Source organism: Streptomyces sp. AM 4-1-1 (assembly GCF_029167625.1).
In the GTDB taxonomy this organism is placed as follows: Bacteria; Actinomycetota; Actinomycetes; order Streptomycetales; family Streptomycetaceae; genus Streptomyces.
This window is the reverse complement of the sequence record NZ_CP119145.1, coordinates 2640970-2667253: the sequence shown is the minus strand read 5'-3', so window position 1 is coordinate 2667253 and position 26284 is coordinate 2640970. Positions and strand designations below refer to the sequence as shown.

The 26284-nt window shown below is 71.6% G+C and carries 23 protein-coding genes, 1 tRNA gene and 1 pseudogene; 12 read left to right on the top strand and 13 right to left on the bottom strand.

Annotated elements, in window-relative coordinates:
• Positions 1–296 precede the first annotated feature (296 nt).
• The 4 genes from PZB75_RS11230 (at position 297) to PZB75_RS11215 (ending at position 5019) form a co-directional block, all read left to right on the top strand.
• Entirely contained in the window at positions 297–1100 is an 804-nt protein-coding gene (locus tag PZB75_RS11230) for a response regulator transcription factor (protein ID WP_275538672.1), read from the top strand.
• A 93-nt stretch (positions 1101–1193) separates the two neighbouring features.
• Entirely contained in the window at positions 1194–1718 is a 525-nt protein-coding gene (locus PZB75_RS11225; RefSeq protein WP_275535159.1) for a PadR family transcriptional regulator, read from the top strand.
• Positions 1715–2395 carry an ABC transporter ATP-binding protein gene (locus PZB75_RS11220; protein ID WP_275535158.1) on the top strand — a complete coding sequence of 227 codons (681 nt, stop codon included), beginning with the start codon at positions 1715–1717 and terminating at the stop codon, positions 2393–2395. The genes PZB75_RS11225 and PZB75_RS11220 overlap by 4 nt, the downstream gene beginning before the upstream one ends.
• 206 nt (positions 2396–2601) lie before the next feature.
• A complete protein-coding gene (locus PZB75_RS11215) occupies positions 2602–5019 on the top strand; it encodes an ABC transporter permease (RefSeq protein ID WP_275535157.1) in 2418 nt (805 codons plus the stop codon).
• Between the two features lie 43 nt (positions 5020–5062).
• Here PZB75_RS11215 and PZB75_RS11210 read toward each other — a convergent pair whose 3' ends face one another.
• Complete coding sequence (locus PZB75_RS11210) at positions 5063–5560, bottom strand: MarR family transcriptional regulator (RefSeq protein ID WP_275535156.1); 498 nt, start codon at positions 5558–5560, stop codon at positions 5063–5065.
• An 87-nt stretch (positions 5561–5647) separates the two neighbouring features.
• Between PZB75_RS11210 and PZB75_RS11205 the strand changes: the two genes are divergently transcribed.
• Positions 5648–6445, top strand: a complete 798-nt coding sequence (locus tag PZB75_RS11205) for a trans-aconitate 2-methyltransferase (protein ID WP_275535155.1) — start codon at positions 5648–5650, stop codon at positions 6443–6445.
• 12 nt (positions 6446–6457) lie between these two features.
• Here the strand turns inward: PZB75_RS11205 and PZB75_RS11200 are convergent, their stop codons facing one another.
• The 3 genes from PZB75_RS11200 to PZB75_RS11190 all read right to left on the bottom strand — a co-directional run bounded on the left by PZB75_RS11200 (position 6458) and on the right by PZB75_RS11190 (position 8870).
• Positions 6458–7060 (bottom strand): Uma2 family endonuclease, encoded by a 603-nt coding sequence (locus tag PZB75_RS11200; protein WP_275538671.1) that lies wholly within the window; start codon positions 7058–7060, stop codon positions 6458–6460.
• A gap of 143 nt (positions 7061–7203) precedes the next feature.
• Complete coding sequence (locus PZB75_RS11195; RefSeq protein WP_275535154.1) at positions 7204–7893, bottom strand: TetR/AcrR family transcriptional regulator; 690 nt, start codon at positions 7891–7893, stop codon at positions 7204–7206.
• Complete coding sequence (locus PZB75_RS11190; RefSeq protein WP_275535153.1) at positions 7890–8870, bottom strand: fatty acid desaturase; 981 nt, start codon at positions 8868–8870, stop codon at positions 7890–7892. Before PZB75_RS11190 ends, PZB75_RS11195 begins: the two co-directional genes overlap by 4 nt.
• Before the next feature lie 253 nt (positions 8871–9123).
• Between PZB75_RS11190 and ppc the strand changes: the two genes are divergently transcribed.
• Positions 9124–11853, top strand: coding sequence for a phosphoenolpyruvate carboxylase (gene ppc, locus PZB75_RS11185; protein WP_275535152.1), 2730 nt, complete (start codon positions 9124–9126; stop codon positions 11851–11853).
• Positions 11854–11886: 33 nt separating this feature from the next.
• Here the strand turns inward: ppc and PZB75_RS11180 are convergent, their stop codons facing one another.
• A complete protein-coding gene (locus PZB75_RS11180) occupies positions 11887–12357 on the bottom strand; it encodes a hypothetical protein (protein WP_275535151.1) in 471 nt (156 codons plus the stop codon).
• A gap of 230 nt (positions 12358–12587) precedes the next feature.
• On the opposite strand from PZB75_RS11180, the gene PZB75_RS11175 reads away from it, so the two are divergent.
• The 3 genes and pseudogenes from PZB75_RS11175 (at position 12588) to PZB75_RS11165 (ending at position 13947) form a co-directional block, all read left to right on the top strand.
• Positions 12588–13427: a helix-turn-helix transcriptional regulator gene (locus tag PZB75_RS11175; RefSeq protein ID WP_275535150.1), complete on the top strand. Its 840-nt coding sequence runs from the start codon at positions 12588–12590 to the stop codon at positions 13425–13427.
• Complete coding sequence (locus tag PZB75_RS11170) at positions 13424–13633, top strand: DUF397 domain-containing protein (RefSeq protein WP_275535149.1); 210 nt, start codon at positions 13424–13426, stop codon at positions 13631–13633. The genes PZB75_RS11175 and PZB75_RS11170 overlap by 4 nt, the downstream gene beginning before the upstream one ends.
• 97 nt (positions 13634–13730) lie before the next feature.
• A pseudogene (locus tag PZB75_RS11165) lies at positions 13731–13947 on the top strand (DUF397 domain-containing protein).
• A 73-nt stretch (positions 13948–14020) separates the two neighbouring features.
• Here the strand turns inward: PZB75_RS11165 and pth are convergent.
• The 5 genes from pth to PZB75_RS11140 form a co-directional block, all read right to left on the bottom strand.
• Positions 14021–14614 (bottom strand): aminoacyl-tRNA hydrolase, encoded by a 594-nt coding sequence (gene pth / locus PZB75_RS11160; protein WP_275535148.1) that lies wholly within the window; start codon positions 14612–14614, stop codon positions 14021–14023.
• Between the two features lie 121 nt (positions 14615–14735).
• The gene (locus tag PZB75_RS11155; RefSeq protein WP_275535147.1) at positions 14736–15323 is read right to left on the bottom strand and encodes a 50S ribosomal protein L25/general stress protein Ctc; all 588 of its coding nucleotides are present in this window, start codon (positions 15321–15323) and stop codon (positions 14736–14738) included.
• Positions 15324–15584: 261 nt separating this feature from the next.
• Positions 15585–16562 (bottom strand): ribose-phosphate diphosphokinase, encoded by a 978-nt coding sequence (locus PZB75_RS11150; RefSeq protein ID WP_275535146.1) that lies wholly within the window; start codon positions 16560–16562, stop codon positions 15585–15587.
• Positions 16563–16684: 122 nt separating this feature from the next.
• Entirely contained in the window at positions 16685–18133 is a 1449-nt protein-coding gene (gene glmU, locus PZB75_RS11145; protein WP_275535145.1) for a bifunctional UDP-N-acetylglucosamine diphosphorylase/glucosamine-1-phosphate N-acetyltransferase GlmU, read from the bottom strand.
• A gap of 110 nt (positions 18134–18243) precedes the next feature.
• Positions 18244–18314 (bottom strand) — tRNA-Gln (locus PZB75_RS11140).
• 159 nt (positions 18315–18473) lie between these two features.
• On the opposite strand from PZB75_RS11140, the gene PZB75_RS11135 reads away from it, so the two are divergent.
• The gene (locus PZB75_RS11135; protein ID WP_275535144.1) at positions 18474–19820 is read left to right on the top strand and encodes a histidine kinase; all 1347 of its coding nucleotides are present in this window, start codon (positions 18474–18476) and stop codon (positions 19818–19820) included.
• 186 nt (positions 19821–20006) lie between these two features.
• Here PZB75_RS11135 and PZB75_RS11130 read toward each other — a convergent pair whose 3' ends face one another.
• The 3 genes from PZB75_RS11130 to PZB75_RS11120 all read right to left on the bottom strand — a co-directional run bounded on the left by PZB75_RS11130 (position 20007) and on the right by PZB75_RS11120 (position 22392).
• Complete coding sequence (locus tag PZB75_RS11130) at positions 20007–20729, bottom strand: DUF981 family protein (RefSeq protein ID WP_275535143.1); 723 nt, start codon at positions 20727–20729, stop codon at positions 20007–20009.
• A gap of 438 nt (positions 20730–21167) precedes the next feature.
• Entirely contained in the window at positions 21168–21671 is a 504-nt protein-coding gene (locus PZB75_RS11125) for an SUKH-3 domain-containing protein (RefSeq protein WP_275538670.1), read from the bottom strand.
• A 184-nt stretch (positions 21672–21855) separates the two neighbouring features.
• Positions 21856–22392, bottom strand: a complete 537-nt coding sequence (locus PZB75_RS11120; protein ID WP_275535142.1) for a YwqJ-related putative deaminase — start codon at positions 22390–22392, stop codon at positions 21856–21858.
• Positions 22393–22632: 240 nt separating this feature from the next.
• On the opposite strand from PZB75_RS11120, the gene PZB75_RS11115 reads away from it, so the two are divergent.
• Together PZB75_RS11115 and PZB75_RS11110 are read left to right on the top strand one after the other, a co-directional pair.
• On the top strand, positions 22633–23610 hold the full coding sequence (locus tag PZB75_RS11115) for an SMI1/KNR4 family protein (protein WP_275535141.1): 978 nt from the start codon (positions 22633–22635) through the stop codon (positions 23608–23610).
• 7 nt (positions 23611–23617) lie between these two features.
• Positions 23618–26239, top strand: a complete 2622-nt coding sequence (locus PZB75_RS11110; RefSeq protein WP_275535140.1) for an SUKH-4 family immunity protein — start codon at positions 23618–23620, stop codon at positions 26237–26239.
• Positions 26240–26284 lie beyond the last annotated feature (45 nt).

Here is a 26284-nt window from a genome sequence, read left to right as displayed (position 1 = left end):
GCCGTCACGGAAGCACCCCTCGTACTCCCGCCCCGAGCGCCCGCCCGGGGCGGGAACGCGCCGCCCACCGGCGGATCGCGATGTTTGCTGTCGGCTTTTGTCTCAGGACGCGACAGGAAACACACGCCGAACACCCTCGCCGGACAGTTCCGCGAATGGCCTTCCCCCGCCCGGCTCCGCCCGTACCCTGATGCTCGGCACCGGCGGGGGCGGCGCCGAGCGACACACGGCAAGAGCCCGGAGCGCCGGGCACACCGCCCGGGGCGGTCGGGGCAAACACAGCGTGGGGGATGTCCGTGGTTCGCATCCGGGTTCTGGTGGTGGACGATCACCGTATCTTCGCCGAGTCGTTGGCCGCCGCCCTCGCGGCCGAACCGGACGTCGACGTGATGGCGGCGGGCAGCGGCCCGGCCGCGCTGCGCTGTCTGGAACGCGCGGCGGCCGAGGGGCGTGGCTACGACGTGATGCTGGTCGACGCGGAGCTGGGCGGCGGAGCGGCCCCGGACCCCCGAACGGTCCCCGCACCCCGGGCGACCCCGGCCCCCCGAACCGCTTCGGACACCCGAACGGCGCCGGGCGGCGCGGAGGGCGGGCCGCCGACCGTGGCGGACGGCATCTCGCTGGTCGCCGGGGTCCGTACCGGCCGCCCCTCGGTCCGTACGGTGGTGCTCGCCGAGCGGGACGACCCGCGACGGGCCGCCCTCGCGCTCCAGGCGGGGGCTTCCGGCTGGGTCGCCAAGGACTGTTCGCTCCAGCGGCTGCTGGCCGTCATCCGGGGTGTGCTGCGCGACGAGACGCATCTGCCCCCCGCGCTGCTGACGGGCGTCCTGCGGGAACTGACCGCGGCCCGCAGGCACCGTACCGAGAGCGAGCGGCTGGTCGAGTCGCTGACCCCGCGCGAGCGCGAGGTGCTGCGCTGCATGGTGGCGGGACTGGGCCGCAAGGCGGTCGCGGAGCGGCTGTTCCTGTCCCCGCACACCGTGCGTACGCACATGCAGAACGTCCTGGGAAAGCTGGGCGTGCACTCCACGCTGGCGGCGGTCGCCCTGGCCAGGCGGGCCGGTGTCGGCCCGGCGGAACGCCCCGAGGACACGGCCTGAGGGCTGCCCACGGGGCCGTCCGCGTCGCGCTCGCCGAGCAGAGCGCCGAAGGGCTATACATTCGAGGTATACACGACGTGTACAGTGCGCTGCATGTCAATCAGCCATGCCCTGCTCGGACTTCTGGAGTCAGGGCCACGCCATGGGTACGACCTCAAGCGCGCCTTCGACGACCGCTTCGGCCACGACCGCCCGTTGCACTACGGGCAGGTCTACTCGACCATGGCGCGATTGCTGAAGGGCGGCCTGGTGGAGGTCGACGGCGTCGAGAGCGGCGGAGGCCCGGAGCGCAAGCGGTACGCCATCACCGAAGCCGGAGTGACGGACGTCGAGACCTGGCTCACCCAGCCCGAGAAGCCCGAGCCGTACCTCCGGACGACCCTGTACACCAAGGTCGTCCTGGCCCTGCTGACCGGCCGCAGCGCCGAAGGGCTGCTCGACACGCAGCGGGCCGAACACCTGCGCCTGATGCGTGACCTCACCCGCCGCAAGTCCCGGGGCGACCTCGCCGACCAACTGATCTGCGACCACGCCCTGTTCCACCTGGAGGCGGACCTGCGGTGGCTGGAGCTCACCGCCGCCCGGCTCGACCGGCTCGCCACGGAGATCCACACATGACCGACCCCATCCTGTCCGCCACCCGCCTGCGCAAGGCGTACGGCGCGACCCCCGCCCTGGACGGCGCGGACTTCAGCATCCGCTCCGGCGAGGTCGTCGCGGTCATGGGTCCCTCGGGTTCCGGCAAGTCCACGCTTCTGCACTGCCTCGCCGGCATCGTCATACCCGACGGGGGCCGGGTGACGTACGAGGGCCGGGCCATGTCGACGCTGTCGGACGCGGGCCGCAGCAGGCTGCGCCGGGGCGACTTCGGCTTCGTCTTCCAGTTCGGTCAGCTGGTGCCGGAGCTGACCTGCGTGGACAACGTCGCACTGCCGCTGCGGCTGAACGGCGCCAGGCGCAAGGACGCCACGCGCCGGGCCGTCGAGTGGATGGAACGTCTTGAGGTCGCCGACCTGGCGGGCAAGCGCCCCGGCGAGGTCTCCGGAGGCCAGGGCCAGCGCGTCGCCATCGCCCGCGCGCTGGTCGGAGAGCCGCGCGTGCTGTTCGCGGACGAACCGACCGGTGCCCTGGACTCCCTCAACGGCGAGCGCGTCATGGGACTGCTCACCGAAGCGGCCCGCGACACCGGAGCGGCCGTCGTCCTGGTCACCCACGAAGCACGCGTCGCCGCCTACTCGGACCGTGAGGTCGTCGTCCGCGACGGAAAGTCGCAAGACGTGGAGCGCGCCGCGTGAAGAACGCCCCTGCCGGGAACGACCGTGCCGGGAACGGTCCTGGCGAGAACGGCCCTGCCGGCAACGACCGTGCCGAGAAGCACCATCCCGGGAACGACCCTGCCACGAACGACCGTGTCGAGAACGATCCTGCCGGGAACGACCCTGCCACGAACGATCCTGCCGGGAACGGCCCTGCCGGGACCGACCGCCCCGAGAAGAGCCGCATGAAGAACAGCCGCCCGGAGAACAGCCGGGTGAGGAGCGGCCGCCTGAAGAGGCGCCGCATGGCGAGGGGGGACATCCGTACCACCCCGGCCGACTGGGCGCGCGATCTCGCGTTCGGCGTCCGGTTCGCGGTGAGCGGCGGGCGCGAGGGCTGGACCCGTACCCTCCTGACCGCCGTCGGTGTCGGCCTGGGTGTGGCGCTGCTGCTCGTCGCCGCCGCCGTCCCGGCCATCCTGAGCGCCCGGGACGACCGTGGCGCGGCTCGCAACGACTTCGCCTACGGTGAGCCGGTGCTGCGTCCGACCGCCGGGACGATCGTCACGGGCAGGACGGACACCACCTACCGGGGGCAGGACGTCTACGGTCGGCTGATCCAGCCGGACGGCGACCGGCCGCTCCTCCCGCCCGGCCTGGACGAACTGCCCGCCCCGGGCGAGATGTTCGTGTCCCCCGAGCTGAAGAAGCTGCTCGGTTCGCCGGAGGGCGCCCTGCTCAAGGAGCGCATCGGCCACCGCGTCAGCGGCACCATCGGCGAGGCGGGACTCCTCGGCCCCCGGGAACTCGCCTACTACGCGGGCGCCGATGACCTGGTGGCCAACGGTGACAACCCGGCCCGTATCGACCGCTTCGGCAGCCCGTTCCCGTCCACGCCCCTCGACTCGTTCCTGACGCTGTTGGTCGTCATCGCCTTCGTGGTGCTGCTGATGCCGGTGGCGGTGCTCATCGCCACCGCCGTCCGCTTCGGCGGTGAGCGCCGCGACCGGCGGCTGGCCGCGCTGCGGCTGGTCGGCGCGGACGCGCGGGCGACACGGCGGATCGCGGCCGGTGAGGCGCTGTTCGGCGCGCTGATCGGACTCGTCGTGGGGCTCGGTCTCTTCATGGGCGGACGACAGCTCATCGGTACGGTCGAGCTGTGGCGGATCAGCGTCTTCGCCTCCGACGTGTCCCCGGACCCGGTGCTGGCCGCGTTGATCATGGTCGGTGTGCCGGTCGTGGCCGTCGCCGTCACCTTGTTCGCGCTGCGTACGGTGTCCATCGAACCGCTCGGCGTCGTCCGGCACACCGGTACGGTCAAGCGGCGGCTGTGGTGGCGGCTGCTGCTGCCGTTCGTCGGGGGAGCGCTGCTGTCCCCGATGGCGGACGGCCTCGATTCCACCAGCCAGGTCAGCGAGCCGAAGATCGCGGTGGGTGCCGTGCTTCTGCTCGCGGGGGTGTCCGCGCTACTGCCCTGGGCCATGGAGGCCATCGTCGGCCGGGTGCGCGGCGGCCCGCTGCCGTTGCAACTCGCCGTTCGGCGAATCCAGTTGGACAGTGCCGCGTCGGCCCGGATGGTCAACGGCATCACGGTCGCGGTGGCCGGGGCCATCGCCGTGCAGATGCTGTTCTCCGGGCTGGAGAGCCGGTACACGCTCGACACCGGCCTCAGTCCGCTCCGCGGCGAGCTGCGGATCGCCCGGGACTACACCGGTGCGGCCCAGCAGCACGAGGACACGGCCGCCGTCCGGGCCACACCCGGTGTGGCGTCGACCTTGACCTACACGCTCGGCAACGCCCGCAGGCCCGGCACCGACGACCCCGGGGCCTTCGTGATCGTCGGCGACTGCGCGAGCCTGGGCCAGATCGTCGAGACCCCCGGCTGCGAGCCCGGCAGCGTCTACACCGTCGGCACTCCGACGGGCAACGGCCCGCGGCCTGATGACGAGTACGCCCCCGCCGCCGGCGAACGGGTCGACCTGGGGGCCGAGGAGAGCGAATCCGGGAAGGCCGCGCCCGCACTGTGGACCCTCCCGGCCACCACCGCCCCCACCCGGGTGGTGCCCGATCCGGCGGGGTCCTTCACCACCGGCATCTTCACCACACCCGAGGCGATCAAGGTCGGCGACCTGGCGGACGCCGGTACCGAACTGCTGGTGAAGCTGGACCCCTCCGACCGTGACGCGGTCGAGCGGGTCCGCAACACCGTCGCGCGGATCGACCCGTTGCAGCACGTCGAGTACTACGAGGAGACCGAGGAGTTGCCGAAGTTCACGAACATCAAGCGGGGCCTGTTCATCGGCGCGACCGTCACGCTCCTGCTGATCGGCGCGAGCATGCTCGTGACCGTGCTGGAGCAGTTGCGCGAGCGCAAGAAGCTGCTGGCGGCGCTCATCGCCTTCGGCACCCGGCGCTCGACCCTCGGTCTGTCGGTGCTGTGGCAGACGGTGCTGCCGGTGACGTTCGGGCTGGTACTGGCGACCCTCGGCGGTGTGGGCCTCGGCGCGATCCTGCTGAAGATGGCGAGCCTGCCGCTCGCCGTGGACTGGCTCGGCATCGCCGGGATGGCAGGCATCAGCGGCGGCGTGGTCGTGCTGGTCACACTGCTCAGCCTGCCACCGCTGTGGCGCATGATGCGACCCGACGGCCTGCGCACCGAATGACCCGCGGCGCCCCGGGCGCCGAGTTCCTGGTACGGGACGGTCCTCAACCAGGCAGATTGTCGAACGGCGCGGTCAACTGGCGGAGCAGGTCAGCCAGTTGGCCGCGCTGTCCGGCGGAGAGTTCACTCAACAGGGCGCGTTCCTGGGCGAGCAGGCCGGCCAGCGACTGATCGGCCTTGTCGCGGCCCTCGGCGGTCAGCCGCACCAGCACCCCGCGCCGGTCGCTGGGGTCGGGAAGGCGCTCGACGAGATTCTTCTTGGTCAGCCGGTCGATGCGGTTGGTCATCGTGCCCGAGGTGACCAGGGTCTGGGTGAGCAACTGTCCGGGGGAGAGCTGATACGGGGCTCCCGCCCGTCGCAGCGACGTCAGGACGTCGAACTCCCACGGCTCCAGGTGGTGCTCGGAGAACGCGATCCGCCGGGCCCGGTCCAGATGACGGGCCAGGCGTGAGACGCGGCTCAGGACCTCGAGCGGTTCCACGTCGAGGTCCGGGCGCTCGCGGCGCCATGCAGCGACCAGTCGGTCGACCTCGTCCTCCATGCGGATCAGTGTAGAGGGTGTGTCGACGTGAAGTCTCTTGAATTCGAGTGTCTTGACATCAAGATAGCTGGGGCGAATCCTGGCACCATGACCACACCCGACTGGGACCCTCGGCAGTATCTGCGCCACGCCGACCACCGCACCCGCCCCTTCCACGATCTGCTGGCCCGAATCGGTGACCTGCCGACCGTCCCGGCGGCCCGTATCGCCGACCTCGGCTGCGGCGCGGGCAACGTCACGGCCCTCCTCGCCGACCGCTGGCCCACGGCCCGCGTCACCGGCTACGACAACTCCCCGCAGATGCTGGAGCGGGCCCGCGAGCACGCCCGTCCCCTGCTGGACTTCGCCGAGGCCGACGCCGCGACCTGGACGCCGACGGAGACGTACGACCTGATCGTCTCCAACGCCCTGCTCCAGTGGGTGCCCGACCACGCCGATCTCTTCCCCGCCTGGCTGGACGCGCTCACCCCGGGCGGCACCCTCGCCTTCCAGGTGCCCGGCAACTTCGACGCCCCCAGCCACGTCCTGATGCGGCAACTCGCCGAGTCCCCCCGCTGGCGCAGCCGGCTGGGCGGACGACTGCGCCACTCCGACGCCGTGCTCACTCCCACGGCCTACCTCGACCGGCTCACCGCACTCGGCTGCGCGGCGGACGTCTGGGAGGCCACGTACCTTCATCTGCTGCCCGGCGAGGACCCCGTACTCGACTGGGTCAAGGGCACCGGCCTGCGCCCCGTCCTCACGGCCCTCGCGAGCACTCCTGAGGCCCGTGACGCGTTCCTCGCCGAATACCGCGCCCTGCTGCGCACGGCCTATCCGCCGGGCCCGGCGGGCACGGTCCTGCCGTTCCGCCGGATCTTCGCCGTCGCCCGCCGGGAGCACTGAGGGGCGGACGTGTCAGAGCCGGTTCAGCGCGTCCGACGTGATGTCGATGTCGATCTGGAACGGCACATCGGTCTTGACGCGGTCACGGTGGACGCCGGACAGGGCGTACGTCTTGGACAGCGGGTCCAGCTCGTAGACCCGCACGACCGGGTGCAGATCGGTACCCGTCATCTCGACCAGCCAGAAGTTCGGGATGCCCGCCGCCGCGTACTTCTGCGGCTTGGCCTCGCGGTCGCGGGCCTCCGAGTCGGGCGACACCACCTCGATGGCGAGCAACACGTCGGCGGCCTGGAACCGCGTCAGCTCGGGCCCGGTGACGGCTTCGGCGCGCACGACCGACACATCGGGTTCGGGTCCGTTGCGGCGGTCGAGGACCACCGTCATCTCGCGCAACGCCTTGACCGATGAGGGCGCGGAGCTTCGAAGCCCGTTCATCAGTAGATCGATCATTCGGCTGTGGAAAACGCGCTGCGGACTCACAAAGACCAGGCTCCCGTCGAGCAATTCGGTGTGCGGCGGGAGATTGGGCAGAGTGAACAGGTCGTCCACCGTGTATCCGTCCTGCGGCGGCACCGGCCAGCGGCAGCTGTTTCCGGCGATCGGCTCGGCGGTCATGATTCCTCCCATGGACGGAATACTGGGGCCTGAGCTTTCACGGTAGCGGCCATATTCCGGTCGAGTCAGCACAAAGAGTGATGTGAGCCCGAACGATTGACGGGGCGGGCCGCCCACCGGTGCCGGAGCGGCCCGCCGGGGCCTCAGCTCTTGCGGTGGCCGATCAGGCGCGGTCGCGACTCCAGGTTCTCCAGGCCGTGCCAGGCCAGGTTCACCAGATGCGCCGCCACCTCCGCCTTCTTCGGCTTGCGGACGTTCAGCCACCACTGGCCCGTCAGCGCGACACTGCCGACCAGCGCCTGCGCGTACAGCGGGGCCAGCTTCGGATCGAAGCCGCGCGCCTTGAACTCCAGGCCGAGGATGTCCTCCACCTGCGTCGCGATGTCGCTGATCAGCGAGGCGAACGTGCCCGTCGACTGGGCGACCGGTGAGTCCCGTACGAGAATGCGGAAGCCGTCCGTGTACGTCTCGATGTAGTCGAGGAGCGCGAACGCGGCCTGTTCCAGCAGTTCACGCGGGTGCCCCGCGGTCAACGCGCCGGTCACCATGTCGAGGAGCTGGCGCATCTCGCGGTCGACCACCACGGCGTACAGGCCCTCCTTGCCGCCGAAGTGCTCGTACACCACCGGCTTGGAGACCCCGGCCCGCGCCGCGATCTCCTCCACCGATGTGCCCTCGAAGCCCTTGTCCGCGAAGAGCGTGCGACCGATGTCCAGCAGCTGTTCGCGCCGCTCCTTGCCGGTCATCCGCACACGGCGGGCCCGTCGGCCTGGGGAGGGGCGGTTCTTCTTCTCGTTGCCGGTGCTGCCGTCGGTCGCCACGTCCTCAATCATGCAGGGTCGGCGGGAACGGGCTTGCGCCGGGAGTCGATACGGGAGGTGTCCGGCCACCGGACGTCGTACGCCCAGCCCAGCTTCTCGAACCAGCGGATCAGCCGCGCACTGGAGTCGAGCTGCCCCCTCATCACACCGTGCCGGGCGCTCGTCGGGTCCGCGTGGTGCAGGTTGTGCCACGACTCGCCGCACGAGAGCACCGCCAGCCACCAGACGTTCCCCGACCGGTCACGCGACTTGAACGGCCGCTTGCCCACCGCGTGGCAGATGGAGTTGATCGACCAGGTCACGTGGTGCAGCAGCGCCACCCGTACCAGCGAGCCCCAGAAGAACGCCGTCGCCGCACCCCACCAGGACATCGTCACCAGACCGCCCACCAGCGGCGGAATCGCCAGCGACACGATCGTCCAGGTCAGGAAGTGGCGGGAGACCGCCCGGAGCGCCGGGTCCCGGATCAGGTCCGGGGCGTACTTCTGCTGGGGCGTCCGCTCCTCGTCGAACATCCAGCCGATGTGCGCCCACCACAGGCCCTTCAGCAGCGCGGGCAGGGTTTCCCCGAACCGCCACGGCGAATGCGGGTCACCCTCGGCGTCCGAGTAACGGTGGTGCTTGCGGTGATCGGCCACCCACCGCACCAGCGGCCCCTCCACCGCCATCGAACCGGCCACGGCGAGCGCGATCCGCAGCGGACGTTTCGCCTTGAACGCACCATGGGTGAAATAGCGGTGGAAACCGATCGTGATGCCGTGGCAGCCCAGGTAGTACATACCGACGAGCAGACCCAGATCGAGCCAGCTCACCCCGCGCCCCCAGACCAGCGGCACCGCCGCGACCAGGGCCACGAACGGCACCACGATGAAGAGGAGAAGCGCGATCTGCTCGATCGACCGTTTCCGGTCCCCGCCGAGCGTGCCGGGGGGAAGGCCGTCGGTCACCGGTCCTGCGGCGTCGTCGATCACATCGGGACTGGTCGTCATGGGGGAGTCCTCCGCGTGGAGTGGGGAGTGCGGCTGATGACTGACTACGCATCCGTACCCTACGGCTACGTAAGTATGACAGCGCGGAGGTCCGTGGCGCGGAGTCCGAGCCGTCCGAGGGACGGTCGGCAGTGGACGGCCGAGGGCTGCGAGCGGCGCCGGGAGCACGGCCACCTATCCTGGAAGTGCCGGACAGCGCGGTCCGCACTCTTCGCGACGCACCTTCTCATTTCACTGCAAGGAGCCGCACACTGTGAGCAGTGCCGACCAGACCCCCGCCGCCAGCGCCGAGCTGCGTGCGGACATCCGCCGCCTCGGTGACCTGCTGGGCGAGACCCTCGTACGCCAGGAGGGGCAGGAACTCCTCGACCTCGTCGAGCGGGTACGGGCCCTGACCCGTACCGACGGCGAGGCCGCCGCCCAGCTGCTCGGCGACACCGACCTGGAGACCGCCGCACAGCTCGTGCGCGCCTTCTCCACCTACTTCCACCTCGCCAACGTCACCGAGCAGGTCCACCGCGCCCACGAGATGCGCGACCGGCGTGCCGCCGAGGGCGGGCTCCTCGCCCGGACGGCGGACCGCCTCAAGGACGCCGACCCCGAGCACCTGCGCGAGACCGTCAAGAACCTCAACGTGCGGCCGGTCTTCACCGCCCACCCCACCGAGGCCGCCCGGCGCTCCGTGCTGAACAAGCTGCGTCGCATCGCCGCGCTCCTGGAGACCCCGGTCATCGAGGCCGACCGCCGCCGGCACGATCTGCGGCTCGCGGAGAACATCGACCTCATCTGGCAGACCGACGAGCTGCGCGTCGTCCGCCCGGAACCCGCCGACGAGGCCCGCAACGCCATCTACTACCTCGACGAGCTGCACGCCAACGCCGTCGGGGACGTGCTCGAAGACCTCGCGGCCGAGCTGGAGCGGGTCGGCGTCGAGCTGCCCGCGGGCACCCGGCCGCTCACCTTCGGCACCTGGATCGGCGGCGACCGCGACGGCAACCCGAACGTCACCCCCGCCGTCACGTGGGAGGTGCTGATCCTCCAGCACGAGCACGGCATCACCGACGCGCTGGAACTCATCGACTACCTGCGCGGCCTGCTCTCCAACTCCATCCGCTACACCGGCGCCACCGACGAGCTGCTGGCCTCGCTCCAGGCCGACCTCGACCGGCTGCCCGAGATCAGCCCCCGCTACAAGCGGCTGAACGCCGAGGAGCCGTACCGGCTCAAGGCCACCTGCATCCGCCAGAAGCTCGTCAACACCCGTGAGCGCCTGGCGACCGGCACCCCGCACCGCCCCGGCTGCGACTACCTCGGCACCGCCGAACTGATCGCCGACCTCGTCCTCATCCAGACCTCGCTGCGCGAGCACCGCGGCGGCCTCTTCGCCGACGGCCGGATGGACCGTACGATCCGCACGCTGTCCGCGTTCGGGCTCCAGCTCGCCACCATGGACGTACGCGAGCACGCCGACGCCCACCACCACGCCCTCGGGCAGCTCTTCGACCGGCTCGGCGAGGAGTCCTGGCGGTACGCCGACATGCCGCGCGACTACCGGCAGAAGCTCCTCGCGAAGGAGCTGCGCTCGCGCCGCCCGCTCGCCCCGACCCCGGCACCGCTGGACGCGGCGGGCGAGAAGACCCTCGGCGTCTTCCACACCATCAAGGAAGCCTTCGAGCGGTTCGGCCCCGAGGTCATCGAGTCGTACATCATCTCGATGTGCCAGGGTGCCGACGACGTCTTCGCCGCGGCCGTACTGGCCCGCGAGGCCGGACTGATCGATCTGCACGGCGGCTGGGCCAAGATCGGCATCGTGCCGCTCCTGGAGACCACCGACGAGCTGCGCGCCGCCGACGTCATCCTCGACGAGATGCTCGCGGACCCGTCCTACCGGCGGCTCGTCTCGCTGCGCGGCGACGTCCAGGAGGTCATGCTCGGGTACTCCGACTCCTCCAAGTTCGGTGGCATCACCACCTCCCAGTGGGAGATCCACCGCGCCCAGCGCCGACTGCGCGACGTCGCCCACCGCTACGGCGTGCGACTGCGGCTCTTCCACGGCCGCGGCGGCACCGTCGGCCGCGGCGGCGGCCCCTCGCACGACGCGATCCTCGCCCAGCCCTGGGGCACCCTGGAGGGCGAGATCAAGGTGACCGAGCAGGGCGAGGTCATCTCCGACAAGTACCTCATCCCGGCGCTCGCCCGGGAGAACCTGGAACTGACCGTCGCGGCCACCCTCCAGGCGTCCGCGCTGCACACCGCGCCCCGCCAGTCCGACGAGGCGCTGGCCCGCTGGGACGCGGCCATGGACACCGTCTCGGACGCCGCGCACGGCGCCTACCGCAGGCTCGTCGAGGACCCGGACCTGCCGACGTACTTCCTCGCCTCCACCCCGGTGGACCAGCTCGCCGACCTGCACCTGGGCTCGCGCCCCTCCCGCCGCCCCGGCTCGGGCGTCTCGCTCGACGGACTCCGCGCCATCCCGTGGGTCTTCGGCTGGACCCAGTCACGGCAGATCGTGCCCGGCTGGTACGGCGTCGGCTCCGGCCTCAAGGCACTGCGCGAGGCCGGCCTCGACACCGTCCTGGAAGAGATGCACGAGCAGTGGCACTTCTTCCAGAACTTCATCTCCAACGTCGAGATGACCCTGGCCAAGACCGACCTGCGCATCGCCCGGCACTACGTCGACACCCTCGTCCCCGACGAACTCAAGCACGTCTTCGACGCCATCGAGGCCGAGCACGCGCTCACCGTACGGGAAGTCCTCAAGGTCACCGGCAGCACGGAACTGCTCGGCACCAGCCCGGTGCTCCAGCAGACGTTCGCGATCCGCGACGCCTACCTCGACCCGATCTCCTACCTCCAGGTCTCGCTGCTGGCCCGCCAGCGCCAGGCCGCCGAGCGCGGCGACGAGCCGGACCCGCTGCTGGCCCGCGCCCTGCTGCTCACCGTCAACGGTGTCGCGGCGGGCCTGCGCAACACCGGCTGACCCGCACCACCCGCGTACGCGGGGGCGGTTCCCTCACAGGGCGAAGAACGTCGCCACGAGCAGAACCGCCCCCGCGATCCCGGTGCCCCAGGCGAGCCGGGTCAGCCGCAGACCGCCGCCGACGACGAGCCCGGCCAGCAGCAGCGCCCCGCCCAACGGCACCCAGGCGTGCAGGAATCCGGCGACCCCCGTCCGTACGACATCGTCGGTACCGGGCTTCACCACCACGGCCAGCCGCTCACCCTTGCGCGCGGCGACCGACCGCTCGATGTGCACCCGCCCCCGCGCGGCCGACGCGTCGGAGGGGGCGTACGGCCCGGTACAGATGTCCTCCCCGCAGCCGGTGACCGTCATGGTCCCGTGCTCACGCCCCTTCGCCAGGACGACGTGCTGCGCGCTGTCCCACGAGGACAGCACACCCGCGACGAGCAGCAACAACGCGACGGCGCCCATCAGGACGCGGCGAAGGTGGAGCCACGCGCGGTGGGGGGAACTCCGCTTCATGGGCAGCGATCCTTGGACAGACCACGCCACCGGGTCAACTCCGGCCCGCGAAAGGTCCGGAACCACCCGGAAACTGACCGCGCCGGGACGCGTGACCCTCCGGCGGACGCGGATCGGGACGAGATACGGCGTTCCCTCTCGCGATGAGCTAGTACGCGGCTACTGTCAGTAGGATTGGTGCGGGAATCGGCCACGCGCGTGGACACCGCTACTCCGAGAGGCGCATCCGTATGTCCCACCACCGGAGCCTGGACCTGGACCCGTACACCTCCCCAAGGGCCTTCTACGGCTCGGAACTTCGCCGCGAACGAGAAGCGGCGGGTTACTCGCAGGGACAGTTGGGCGAACGTGCCTTCTGCTCCGGCTCGTACATCGGCCAGTTCGAGGCCGCGACGAGACGCCCGCAGCCTGACCTGTCACAGCTGTTCGACGGCATCTTCGGCACGGGCGAACACTTCCAGCGGCTGTGCCGACTCGCCCGTAAGTCGAAGCACGCGTCCTACTTCGCGGACGCGGCCGAACTGGAGAAGCAGGCGAAGACGATCTGCGAGTACGCGCCGATGCTGGTGCCGGGGCTGTTGCAGACGGAGGCGTACGCGAGAGTGCTGGTCAGCGCGGCTCAGCGTTTTGAACCAGAGGTGATCGTGGAGGAGTTGGTCCGGACGCGACTGCGCCGGCAGACAGTTCTGACAGGCCCGACAGCACCGGTGCTCTGGGCGGTTCTGCACGAAGCAGTGCTCCGCGTGCGAGTGGCCAGCGCTTCGGTCATGGCTGAACAGCTGGTCGGTATCGCCGAGACAGTTCGGAACAACCGCCGAGTGATGGTGCAGGTACTTCCCTTCGACGCGGGGGCAGACGCGTTTCTCAATAGCACCACGATCAACATGACGTTCGTCGATGGGCCACCAGTGGCGTATACGGAGAGCGCCTACACTGGCCAACTCATCGAGGAAACGCCGCTGGTGGCCCAATACCAAAGGGCCTACGATCTGACGAAGGCCGCTTCTCTGTCGCCGGAAGCGTCTCTCTCCCTGATCGAATCGGTGGCGAAGGACTACGCGAATCAATGACCATCGCACGTGATCTGAACACGGCCGTCTGGCGCAAGTCGTCCTACAGTAACGGTGACGGCGGTGCCTGTGTCGAGGTCGCAGACGGGCTCCAGGATGTGGTGCCCGTCCGTGACAGCAAGGCCCCCGACGGGCCGGTCATTCTCGTCGCGCACGGCGAGTGGTCGGCATTCGTCGAGACGTTGAAGGACCGATCAGTCGGCTGAGTCGGCTCGTCAACGGCAGTGCAACCGGTGTTCACGTGACCTGTCTCTGGGCGCCGGGCGCCGTCTACCACCCCCCTCGGGAGGACTTCGCGTCATCATGAGAATCGCACTCGACCTGAGCACTGCCGTATGGCGCAAGTCGTCGTACACCAACGGCGAGGGGGGGCAACTGAGTGGAGATCGCTGAGGGCTTCCCCGGCCTCATGCCCGTCCGTGACAGCAAGCGCCCCGACGGGCCCGCGATCGTCTTCGGGACCGCCGGGTGGGTGTCCTTCGTGGCGGCCGTCCGCAGGGGAGCGATCCCCCGGTCCTAGGGCCGACCACCCCACGCACGCGCGAACGAGCCCCGTCACTCGTCCGAGTGCCGGGGCTCCGTGGTGCCGCCGGTCAGGAGTTGTACGCGCTCTGCGCCCGCTCCAGGCCGTCCGCGAGCAGCGCCTCCACCGCGTCGGCCGAGCGGTCCACCAGGTAGGCCAGTTCCTTGCGTTCGGTCGACGAGAAGTCCTTCAGCACGAAGTCCGCGACCTGCATCCGGCCCGGCGGGCGGCCGATCCCGAAGCGCACCCGGTGGTAGTCGGGGCCCATCGACTTCGTCATCGACTTCAGGCCGTTGTGGCCGTTGTCGCCGCCGCCGAGCTTCAGCCGGAGTGTGCCGAAGTCGATGTCGAGTTCGTCGTGGATCGCCACGATGTGGTCGGTGGGCACCTTGTAGAAGTCGCGCAGCGCGGTGACCGGGCCGCCCGAGAGGTTCATGTACGACGTCGGCTTGGCCAGGATCACCCGGCGGTTCGCCGGGCCCGGCGGGCCGATGCGGCCCTCGACGACGTGGGCCTGCGCCTTCTGGGCGCGCTTGAACTTCCCGCCGATCCGCTCGGCGAGGAGGTCGGCGACCATGAAGCCGACGTTGTGCCGGTTGGCCGCGTACTCGGGGCCCGGGTTGCCGAGGCCCACGATGAGCCAGGGGTCGGTGGCGTCGGACATCTGCGTGGGTCTCCTCGCGGGGAGGGGGGAGGGGGAGGGGAGAGAAGGAGCGGGGTAGGGGAACGGGGTGGCGGGCCCACGCTGTGGGCCCGCCACCCCGTCAACCGGAGAGCGGTGCGGCTCAGGCCTCGGTGCTCTCGGCGTCGGCGTCCGCCGGAGCCTCCTCGACCTGCGCGGAGACGACCTGGAGGACGACGGCCTCCGGGTCGGCCTCGGCCAGCACGGAGCCGGCGGGCAGCGGGACGTCCTTGGCGAGGATGGACGCGCCGGCGTCCAGGCCCGCGACGGAGACCGTGACGGACTCGGGGATGTGAGTGGCCTCGGCCTCGACGCGGAGCGTGTTCATCACGTACTCCAGGAGGTTGCCGCCCGGGGCCAGGTCGCCCTCGACGTGCACGGCGATCTCGACGTCGACCTTCTCGCCGCGCTTCACGGTGAGCAGGTCGACGTGCTCGATGTCGCCCTTGATGGCGTTGCGCTGCACGGCCTTCGGGATGACCAGGGCGTTCTTGCCGTCGATCTCCAGGCTGATCAGGACGTTGGCGGTCTTGAGCGCCATCATCAGCTGGTGGCCCGGCAGGTTGATGTGCACGGCCTCGGCGCCGTGGCCGTAGACGACCGCCGGGACCTTGTTGGCGCGACGGGTACGGCGGGCGGCGCCCTTGCCGAACTCGGTACGGACTTCGGCGCTGAGCTTGACCTCGGCCATGACTGCACTCCTCGTAAAGGGTGGCGAAAAACGGACGGTCACCCGGCCCACGACAGGCCTGCTACGAAGAGCGCGTCGATAACGGAGCCCCGTCCCCGTGCCTCACGGGCACTGAGTACGGCCTCCCTCGCCGAGCAACTCGCTGAGTCTACCCGGCGGGGAGGCCGCGCCCAAAGTGGATCTTGCGCCGCGGTCACCACGCGTACCGCGGCACACGTGGTGAGCCGACGGCGACCGGCTACCCGTGGTCTCCGGTCGCTCCTACTGCTGCTCCTCGAAGAGGCTCGTCACCGAGCCGTCCTCGAAGACCTCGCGGACCGCGCGCGCGATCATCGGCGCGATCGGGAGCACCGTGATCTTGTCGAGCTCCTGCTCGCCCGGGGTCGGCAGGGTGTCGGTGAAGACGAACTCGCTGACCTTGGAGTTCTTCAGCCGGTCCGCGGCGGGACCGGAGAGCACGCCGTGGGTGGCCGTCACTATGACGTCCTCGGCGCCGTGCGCGAACAGCGCGTCCGCGGCGGCGCAGATCGTGCCACCGGTGTCGATCATGTCGTCGACCAGGACGCAGACCCGGCCCTCGACGTTGCCGACGACCTCGTGGACGGTGACCTTGTTGGCCACGTCCTTGTCGCGGCGCTTGTGGACGATGGCCAGCGGGGCGTCCAGGCGGTCGCACCAGCGGTCGGCGACCCGCACCCGGCCGGCGTCCGGCGAGACGACGGTCAGCTTCGAGCGGTCGACCTTGGCGCCGACGTAGTCGGCGAGTACCGGCAGTGCGAAGAGGTGGTCGACCGGGCCGTCGAAGAAGCCCTGGATCTGGTCGGTGTGCAGGTCGACGGTGAGGATGCGGTCGGCGCCCGCCGTCTTCATCAGGTCCGCGATCAGACGGGCCGAGATCGGCTCGCGACCGCGGTGCTTCTTGTCCTGGCGGGCGTATCCGTAGAAGGGCAGGATCACCGTGATGGAGCGGGCCGACGCGCGCTTCAGCGCGTCCAGCATGATCAGCTGCTCCATGATCCACTTGTTGATGGGAGCCGTGTGGCTCTGCATCAGGAAGCAGTCGGCGCCGCGGGCGGACTCCTGGAAACGTACGTAGATCTCACCGTTGGCGAAATCGAAGGCCTTCGTCGGCACGAGACCGACACCCAGTTGGTGCGCGACCTCCTCGGCCAGCTCGGGGTGGGCGCGGCCGGAGAAGAGCATCAGTTTCTTCTCGCCGGTCGTCTTGATCCCGGTCACAGCAACAGTCTCCTCAGACGTGTTTCAGCCGCTGCACGCACGTGTGTCCCGATGTGCAACGAGCCAGCCGAAATGGGTGAGCATCTATCACGGTACGCCGTGTCCGACGTGCCTGTTTCCGGTCAGCTTTCGCCGTCGGACTTCTTCGTGGCGGCCTGGGCGGCCTGCGCCGCCGCGCTCCCGGGACGCTTCCGGGCCACCCATCCCTCGATATTCCGCTGCTGGCCCCGGGCGACGGCGAGTGAGCCGGCCGGGACGTCCTTGGTGATGACCGATCCGGCGGCGGTGTAGACCCCGTCCCCGAGAGTGATGGGTGCCACAAACATATTGTCCGAACCGGTACGGCAGTGCGAGCCGATCGTGGTGTGGTGCTTCTTCTCGCCGTCGTAGTTCACGAAGACGCTGGCCGCGCCGATGTTGGTGTGGTCGCCGATCGTCGCGTCGCCGACGTACGACAGGTGCGGCACCTTGCTGCCCTCGCCGATGACGGCGTTCTTCATCTCCACGTAGGCCCCGGCCTTCGACCTGGTGCCGAGGCGGGTGCCGGGGCGCAGGTAGGCGTACGGGCCGACCGTGGCGCCCGGACCGATCTCGGCGCCGTCCGCGACCGTGTTGTCCACGCGCGCGCCGGGGTGCACGGTGGTGTCCTTGAGCCGGGAGTTCGGGCCGACCTCGGAGTCCTCGGCGAGGTGCGTCGTGCCGAGCAGCTGGGTGCCGGGGTGCACGATCGCGTCCCGCTCGAAGGTCACCGTCGCGTCGATCAGCGTCGACGCCGGGTCCACGACCGTGACGCCGGCCGTCATGGCCCGCTCCAGCAGCCGCTCGTTGAGCAGCGCGCGGGCCTGGGCCAGCTGCACCCGGTTGTTGATGCCCAGGATCTCCCGGTGGTCGCCCGCCACGGAGGCGCCGACCCGGTGGCCCGCCTCGCGCAGGATGGACAGCACGTCGGTGAGGTACTCCTCGCCCTGGCTGTTGTCCGTGCGGACCTTGCCGAGCGCGTCCGTGAGCAGCCGGCCGTCGAACGCGAAGACCCCGGAGTTGATCTCCCGGATGGCGCGCTGCGCGTCGGTGGCGTCCTTGTGCTCGACGATCTCGGTGACCGATCCGTCGGCCGGGTCGCGGACGATGCGTCCGTAACCGGTGGAGTCCGGGACCTCGGCGCTCAGCACGGTGACGGCGTTGCCGTCGGTGGAGTGGGCCGAGACGAGCGCGGTCAGTGTGGCGCCGGACAGCAGCGGGGTGTCGCCGCAGACCACGACGACGGTGCCGTCCACGACCCCGCCGAGGGCTTCGAGCCCGATCCGGACGGCGTGCCCGGTGCCGTTCTGCTCCGCCTGGAAGGCGGTGCGTACGGGGGTGTCGCCCGCGGTCAGATGCGCGGTCACCCGCTCGCTCTCGTGGCCGACGACGACGACGAGGTGCTGGGGGTCCAGCTCGCGGGAGGCGGCGACGACGTGTCCGACGAGCGAACGCCCGCAGATGTCGTGCAGGACCTTGGGCGTCTTCGACTTCATGCGGGTGCCCTCACCCGCTGCGAGGACGACGACGGCTGCCGGGAGGTTGGCGCTCACGGGGGTGCCCTTCGGCTTCGGGTGGTGGACATGCGCAGGATACCGGGGGTGTGTGAAGGGGAAACGAGCGCGGGCCCCGACCGGTGAGGTCGGGGCCCGCGCCCGATGAGCTCCCCTGCCAGGATTCGAACCCGGACAAATGGCACCAAAAGCCACTGTGCTGCCGTTACACCACAGGGGACAGCAAAGCCGATCGACTGGACATACCGTCAGTTCGTCGATCGGGCAGACAACACTATGCCGTACCACCGGGCTTCCGTGCGACGGTACTGCCCCGCGGGCCCCGCCGGCTGTCCGGGTGACCCCAAAATGAGATGCGCCCGCCCGTAGGCTGGATGCCATGACCGTGACGGGGGGACACCAGGCACCCGCGGGAACGAGCACCCGCGGCTACTGGTGGTGGATACGGCGGCGCAGTGTCGCCCTGGACGTGGGGCTCGCGCTCCTGTCCGCTCTGGAATGCGTACTGGAAGGGGTGGAGTTCTCCGGGGACACCGGGCTGCCGGTGCCGGTCGGAGTGGTGTTCGGGCTCCTCGCGGGGTCCGTGCTGGTGGTGCGGCGGCGCTGGCCGATCGCCGTGGTGCTGGTGGCGATCGCGACGACGCCCGCCGAGATGGGCTTCCTGATGGGCCTGGTCGGCCTCTACACGCTGGCCGCGTCCGACGTACCGCGCCGGATCACCGTGGTGCTGACGGGGATGTCGCTCGTCGGGACGTTCATCGTCACCTATGTGCGGCTGCGGCAGAGCGTTTCCGAACAGGCCGACTTCGGGCCGGGCGTCTGGTACGTCCCCTCGGTGTCCCTCTTCATGTCGGTGGGCCTGACGGCGCCCGCCGTGCTGTTCGGGCTCTACATAGGGGCGCGGCGCCGGCTGATGGAGAGCCTGCGGGAGCGGGCGGACTCGCTGGAGCGTGAGCTGTCGCTGCTGGCGGACCGGGCCGAGGAGCGCGCTGAATGGGCCCGTACCGAGGAGCGGACCCGGATCGCCCGGGAGATGCACGACGTGGTCGCGCACCGGGTCAGCCTGATGGTCGTGCACGCGGCGGCCCTCCAGGCGGTGGCCCCGAAGGACCCGGCGAAGGCGGTGCGCAACGCCGCGCTGGTGGGGGACATGGGGCGGCAGGCGCTGACGGAGCTGCGCGAGATGCTGGGCGTGCTGCGGGCGGGTGAGTCGCAGGGTGTGACGTCCGCGGTGGCCGTGGTGTCCGGGGCCTCGGGGGAGCGGGTGCCGCTGGCCTCGGTACGAAGGGCCGCCGCCGCGACCGCCGCGGCCGCCACCGAGGAGGGGCCCCGGCTGCACGAGTTGGAGACGCTGGTGGCGCAGTCCAGGGAGGCCGGGATGACGGTGGAGCTGTCGGTGGAGGGCGAGCCGCGACCGTACGCCCCGGAGGTCGAGCAGACCGCGTACCGGGTCGTGCAGGAGGCCCTGACCAACGTCCACAAGCACGCGGCGGGCGCCAAGGCCCGGGTGCGGCTCGCACACCGTGACGCGGAGGTCGCGATGCAGGTGGAGAACGGACCCTCGGACGGTGGCACCGCGGACGCGGGGCTGCCCAGTGGAGGCAACGGGCTGGTCGGGATGCGGGAGCGGGTGCTCGGCCTGGGCGGGGTGTTCGTGTCCGGGCCGACGGACGCCGGGGGCTTCCGGGTGTCGGCGGTGCTGCCCGAGCGGGTGGCGGACGGCTGACCTGGGCGGGTGCCCGCGTCGGCGGGTGCCTGGTGGGGGTGGGTGTCCGGCGTCGGCGGGTGGCTGGTGCGGGTGGGCGTCCGGGCGGGTGGCGGACGGCTGAACTGGAGGGGTGTCCGGCGTCGGTGCGCACCCGACGCCCCGTCGTGGTGGCGTCGCCGGGGCGTGTCGAGGTGTGCGGCGAGGTCACATGGTGTTGACGATCAGGCCGATGTGCGTGAAGTAGTTCAGGCCGCCGAAGAACAGGAAGGCCAGCCCGGCCAGCGTCCAGACGACCCCGATGACGGGCGCGATCCAGCCCCGGGGGCGCAGCAGGGCGAAGGGGAAGAGCAGGGCTCCGATGCCCACGAGGACGTACAGCCCCGACATGAAGCTCGCTTCGAGCATCGGCATGTCCGCGAACTCGCCGGAGATGGGCTCCTCCGGGGGCGCGGCGAACAGCGTGTACTTCCAGCCCGCGGCGGCGATGCCGAAGCAGGCCAGCCCGAGGCCGAAGACGAAGACGGAGATGGGCGAGGCGACGCGGGCCGTGTGCGCGAGACGGTCGGGGGAGTCGGCGATGTCGTGCCCGCGCTTCCAGAGGTAGAAGGAGGCGGCGGAGAGGAAGACGCCGAAGGCGAGCGCGGGCTCACCGAAGATGATGTTGTCGAAGGGGAAGCCCTGCCCGGCCAGCGGCCAGGTGAGCGTCATGTGGAGGCCCGTGACGACGAGCGTGAAGCCGAGTGCCCCGAAGGCGAGCACCCAGCCGTCGGGGGTGACGGTCCGGCGGGTCAGGAGGAGTCGGCCGAGGGCGACGACGAGCAGCAGCCCGGCCCCGGCGGCGACCGACATGATCGTGTTGTAGGTCGGCATCCGGGTCCAGTCGATCTTCAGACCGGAGGCCGCCAGCGGGATCGCGTAAGGGATCATGCGCGGAGAGTAATCATTGGTGCGCGCGGTGTGGGTGATGCGCCCCGGGGTGGTGGGATTGTGGGCACGTTTGGCGGGGCGCGGGGCGCGGGGCGCGGGGCGCGGGGCGCGGGGGCGCCGGCCTGGGCATGGGCGCGGCGCGCGTGCATGGGCGGGACGCTGATCGTGGTGCGCCGGGGCGGGTGCGGGGCTCAGGTCTCAGGGCTCGGCCGACGGTGTCGGCCGGATGCGGGGCTCATGGCTCAGCATGTGGTTCCGGCCGGGCGCGGCTCAGGGCCGAGGAAGCCGACCGGGTTACGGGCCGGGGCGGACGGTGACAGTCGGGGACTGGGGATCACGCGGACAGTAACGGTCGGGGCCCGGGGCTCGGGCGGGCCGTGACAGCCGGAACCCGGGGTCACGGGGTCACAGGGCTACGGGAATTGCGGAGTTACGGGATCACGCCGACGGTGTCAGCCGGGTCGGCAGTGTGCCCGTCATCAGGGCGGTCAGCGCCTGGTCGATGTGCGGCCCGAGGTACCAGTCGCCGGTGTGGTCGATGCTGTAGACGCGGCCCTGGGTGTCGATGGCCAGGACCGCCTGTCCCTCGCCCTCCTCGCCCAGCGGGCTGACCTCGGTCCCCAGAGCCCGGCCCAGGTCGCCCAGCGTGCGGGCGAGGTGCAGACCGCTGAGCGGGTCGATGCGTACCGGGACCGGGGCGATCTGCCGTCCCGGCGCGGGCGCGGTGACGCGCAGCCCGCCGAACTCCGCCCAGGCCTCGACGGCCGCCGGGAAGACGGCGTGTTCGTGACCGCCGGGCGAGGTGTGGGCGCGCAGCGCGTCGGCCCACTCCTCGGCCTGCCGGATGTCCCACCGGCCCGGCTGCCAGCCCGCTTCGCGCAGCGTGGCCTCGACGGGTGCCGGGAAGCGGCTCGGGGGCTGGTGATCCATGACGTCGTCCATCGGCTCGGATCGCCCTCGACGCTTGACGCGGTCGGTGCGGTCGGTTCGGCTGGTGCGGGCGTTACGGGTGGTGCGTGCGGGACGCTCGGTTCGCGGGGGCCGGTCGGCCGGGGCCGTGCGATCGGTCGCGGCGGTCCGGTCGGCGGGGTCGGTGCGGTCGGTGCGGTCGGGCATCTGCGCGTGGTCAGCCCTTCTCGGCGGTGGTGGCCGCGCCCGTGGTGGTGAGGTCGACCGGGCGCACCCCGAAGTGGGCGAGCATCGCCGTACAGGAACGGCAGGGCGGTGCGTAGCTCCCGTGCAGCGGGTCGCCGTCCTCGCGGATGCGACGCGCGGTGAGCCGGGAGTGCTTGAGGGCGCGGCGGGCCTCGCCGTTGGTGAGGGGCTTGCGCCGGGCCCGCTTGGAGCGGCCGGTCTCGGCCGCCGTGAGCTGCCGCGACAGCAGTATGGCCTCGGGGCAGCGGCCGGTGAACCGTTCACGCTGGCCACTGGTGAGGGTGTCCAGGAAGTCCTGGACGAGCGGATGCAGCACGGGCGGCTGGTCGCCCTTGCCCGCCGTACAGGTCAGGGTCTCACCGCGTACGGACAGCGCGGCGGCCACGGCCGGCAGGATGCCGTCGCGGCGGTGGTGCAACTGCGGTGTGAGGCTGGGCTCTTCGCTGCTCCAGCTGAGGCGTGGATCTCCGGATGTGGCGGTCGATGTGACTGGTTGTGCTGTGTGCATGGTGCTGGCGTCCCTCCCGTGCAATCCCCCGAGTTGCGGGGGACAGCCTGCCAAATGCGCCGGGGCATGGGGAAGCTGGGTCGCTGAAACGCGTCTGCGTGTCGCGCGGCGGTACCTCTTCGGTCGCTCGTCCGTCACCCCGTTGTGACGGTTCGTGATGGTGGCGGAGAGGCGGGACCCCCCGCTGCCGCACCGCATAGGCTGTGCGGAATCAGCCGTACGCAGCAAGGGGCAACCGCCATGACGACAGGTCGGCTCGGGCAGCAAGCCGCGCCACCGAACGCGGCCTACGCCGGGCAGGTCGTGCACTTCCCGGACCCGGTCCGGGCGTCCCGCCACCCCAGAGGTGTGCGCGTGGACGAGAACGGCCACCCGGTGTTCTCGCCGTACGCGCGTGCGGCCGCCGAGATCGCGGAGCCCCCCGCGGGCTTCGGCATCGACGAGCTGCGGCTCACCGACTACGTCTCGGCGAACGCGGCGCTGTCGGCCGCCGGGCACGAGCTGTGGGACACCGTCCCGGCGGTCGCGACCCCGCACGGCTGGACCTGGCACCACGTGGCGGGAAGCCGCCGCATGGAGCTGGTGCCGGTCGAGGTGAAGGCGCTGCTCAGACACCACGGCGGTCTGGCGACGACCGAGGTCGACCACGGCAAGCGGGGCACGCGCCCGCTCCAGGAGACCCGGCCCACGCACTTCCGGCTGCCGAAGGGCGCCGTGGCGGTGAGCGAGCAGCAGATCCTCGGCGTCGAGGAGGACCTGGGCTACCGGCTGCCGGGCGCCTACCGGTCGTTCCTGAAGGCGGCGGGCGGCTCGGCCCCGGTCGGCGCCGCGCTCGACGCGGAGCTGGGCCTGCTGGTCGACCAGCCGTTCTTCACGGTGCGCGAGGAGGCCGCCGTGAACGATCTCGCGTACGTCAACAAGTGCCTGCGCGATCATCTGACCAAGGACTATCTGGGCGTCGCCTTCGTGCAGGGCGGCATCCTCGCCGTCAAGGTGCGCGGCGAGAACCCGGGGTCGGTGTGGTTCTGTCCGTACGACGACGCGAGGGACCAGGACGGTCTGAGCGTGCGGGAGCGGGTGGACCGGCTGCTGCTGCCGTGCGGGGCGGACTTCGACGAGTTCCTGCTGCGCCTCGCGGGCAGCCCGCCGGAGCTGGAGACCGTGGCCGACCTGATGGTGGACGGCGGCTTCGCACGGCCCGTCCCGGTGGAGGGATGAGAGCGCGATGGTGACGTTCGCACAGGCACAGGAGCGTGCCGAGGAGTGGGTCAACGGCGATGTGGCCGCGTACCAGCACCGCGAGGTGCGGGTACGCGAGTTCGAGCTGGGGTTCGTGGTGTGGGCGGAGGACCGCGCGGACGGACCTGTCTCGGACGGCGGCCGTCAGCGCCTGGTGATCGCCCGCGACAGCGGTGAGGCCACACTGTGGCCGGGGCTGCCGGTGGGCGAGGTGATCCGGCGGTACGAGGAGGAGTACGCGGTCTCCGACGCCCCGCCGGCCGACGCGAAGCCGCCGCAGCGCGTCGACCTGAACCAGACGTCGTTCCTGCTGACCCCGCCCGAGTGGCTTCAGGAGGCCGCGGACCGGCTGGGCATCCCGGACCACCGGGCGGAGGCGTCCTCGGGCGGACCTTCCGGCGCCGGTACGGGCGCGGGCGCGGGGCCGGACGCCCGGGGCGCGGGTGCGGGACCGGGTGCGGACCCATCCGCTCCTGCCTCCCCCCCTGTCCCTGTCCCTGTCCCCGTTCCCGGAGCGTCTGTTCCGGGGCCTCCGCCTCCGGGGCCTTCCGCTCCAGGTCCGGTTCCGGTGCCTCCACGGGCCCCGGAGTCCGCCCGTGGTCCGGTGGACCATGAGCCCACCGCGTCCGACGGGGTGCCGGCCGGTGCGTCCGCCACGCCGTGGGCGGGTACGGACACCAACGCGGACTCCGGGAGCGCGTCGGTGCCGCTGCCCGCCACCGTCTTCGCGCCTCCGCTCTCCGGGGCGGACGACGACGGCGCACCGCCGCCGGTCGTCCCCTCCGAGGCGCCGACCGCGCTGATGTCGGGCGGGAGCCAGTTGCCGCGCACCTCGGTCACGCCGTCGGTCACGCCGTCGTTCGACCTGCCGGGACCCGGTGCGCCCCCGCCCGGCGGTCCGGCCGGTTCGGGTTCGGGCTTCACTCTGTCACCGCCCGGCGGTCCGGGCGGGGCCGGTTCCCTTCCGTCCGCGCCGGGCGGTCCGGCCGGCCCCGGCTCCCGTGTCCCCGCCCCGGACGCGAGCGACATCGCGGACGCGGCCACCAGTAAGGCCGTGGTGCCACCGCGCGGCGCGCGGGGCAGCGGTTCGACGCCGCCTCCGCCGCCCCCGCCCCCGGGCGTCCCCGGCGCGCCGGGCGCACGCCCCGGTGCCGTACCGCCACCCCCGGGACCGCCCGGTGTGCCCGGCGCTTCCACGGGCGGGCACCTGCCGACCCAGCTCGTCTCCCAGCAGCCCGGCCCGCCCGCGCCGCCCGGCTCGACCCCTCCGCCCGGTGACGGGGCTCACCACGCCGCGACGATGCTGGCCGGCCCCGGCGTCGGTGGTCCCGGCATGCCGCCGCCCGGTCCGGGCGCGGCGCCGGGTGCCCCGCATCCGCCGGGCCCGGTCGGTGCCCCGGGTGGCTCGCAGCAGCCCCCGCCGCCGCCCGGTTCGACGCCGCCGCCCGGTGGCGGGCTGCACCACGCCGCGACGATGCTGGCGTCCCCGGGACCGGTCGGCCCCTCGGCGCCGCCCCCGCCGGGTCCGCCCGGTGCGCCGGGTGCCTCCGGCCCCGTACCACCCGTGCCGCAGGCGCCGGGGCCGCACACACCGCCGCCCCCGGCGTACGGACATCCGCAGCAGCCGGCCGGTCCGCCGACCGTCGGCCCCGGCTACCAGGCCGTGCTGCGTTTCCGCGCGCCCGACGGCAGCGAGCAGCAGCTCATCCGCCGCTCGGCGCCCGGCACCCCGCACCCGGAGTGGCAGATGCTGCACGAGCTGCGGGCGATGAACGTGCCGCCGCAGCAGGTGATCGAGCTGCACACGGAGCTGGAGTCGTGCGAGCTGCCCGGCGGCTACTGCGCGCGGATGATCCGCGAGACCTGGCCGCAGGTCCGGATCACCAGCGTGGCCCCGTACGGCACCGATCACACGAGCCGTCAGCAGGGGATGCGGCATCTGCTCACCCACCAGGGCGAGCTGCACCAGGTCGCGGACGGCCCGGCGCGTCCGGCCCCGGTCCGGGCGCCGCTGCCGCAGCTGCCGCCCGCGCCCGCCGTCCCGCCGGAGGCCGTCGCGGAGGAGCTGCTGCACGCCTTCGGGCCCCAGGGCATCCTCCGCTTCGACCAGCGCGCGGTGTCGCGTCAGGGCGTGCCGGAGATCGTGGCGCGGACGTTGGTGTGGGCGGGGCTGCCCGCCGACTTCGGGCCGTTCTTCTGGGCGCAGCCGGGGCAGCCCGTGGTGCCGACGCTGGGCGAACTGGCGATGCAACGGCAGATCCAGCCGGCGTCCGACGCGGGGTCGTACCTGGTGATGGGGTCCGACTTCGGGCGGGCGATCTGTGTGCAGTACGGCACCGCGAACATCGTGGCCGTGCCGGTGGAGGCCGGGCCCGGCGGACAGCCGGTGCCGCCGCAGTTCGTCAACACGGGGCTGCCGGAGTTCATACGGTCGATGGCGCTGCTGGGCCGGATGTGGCGGCTGCGGTTCGGGCTGAACCCGGAGCAGGCGGGCCGCTGGACGGTCGACTTCCAGGCCCAGCTGGTGGCGCTCGACCCGGCGGCGCTGGCGTCCCCGGAGAGCTGGTGGTCGGTCCTGCTCGAACAGATGTGGGACGGCCTGCTCTGAGCGGTACGAAGGCCACGAGGCGCCCGGCACCCCGGAAGGGTGACG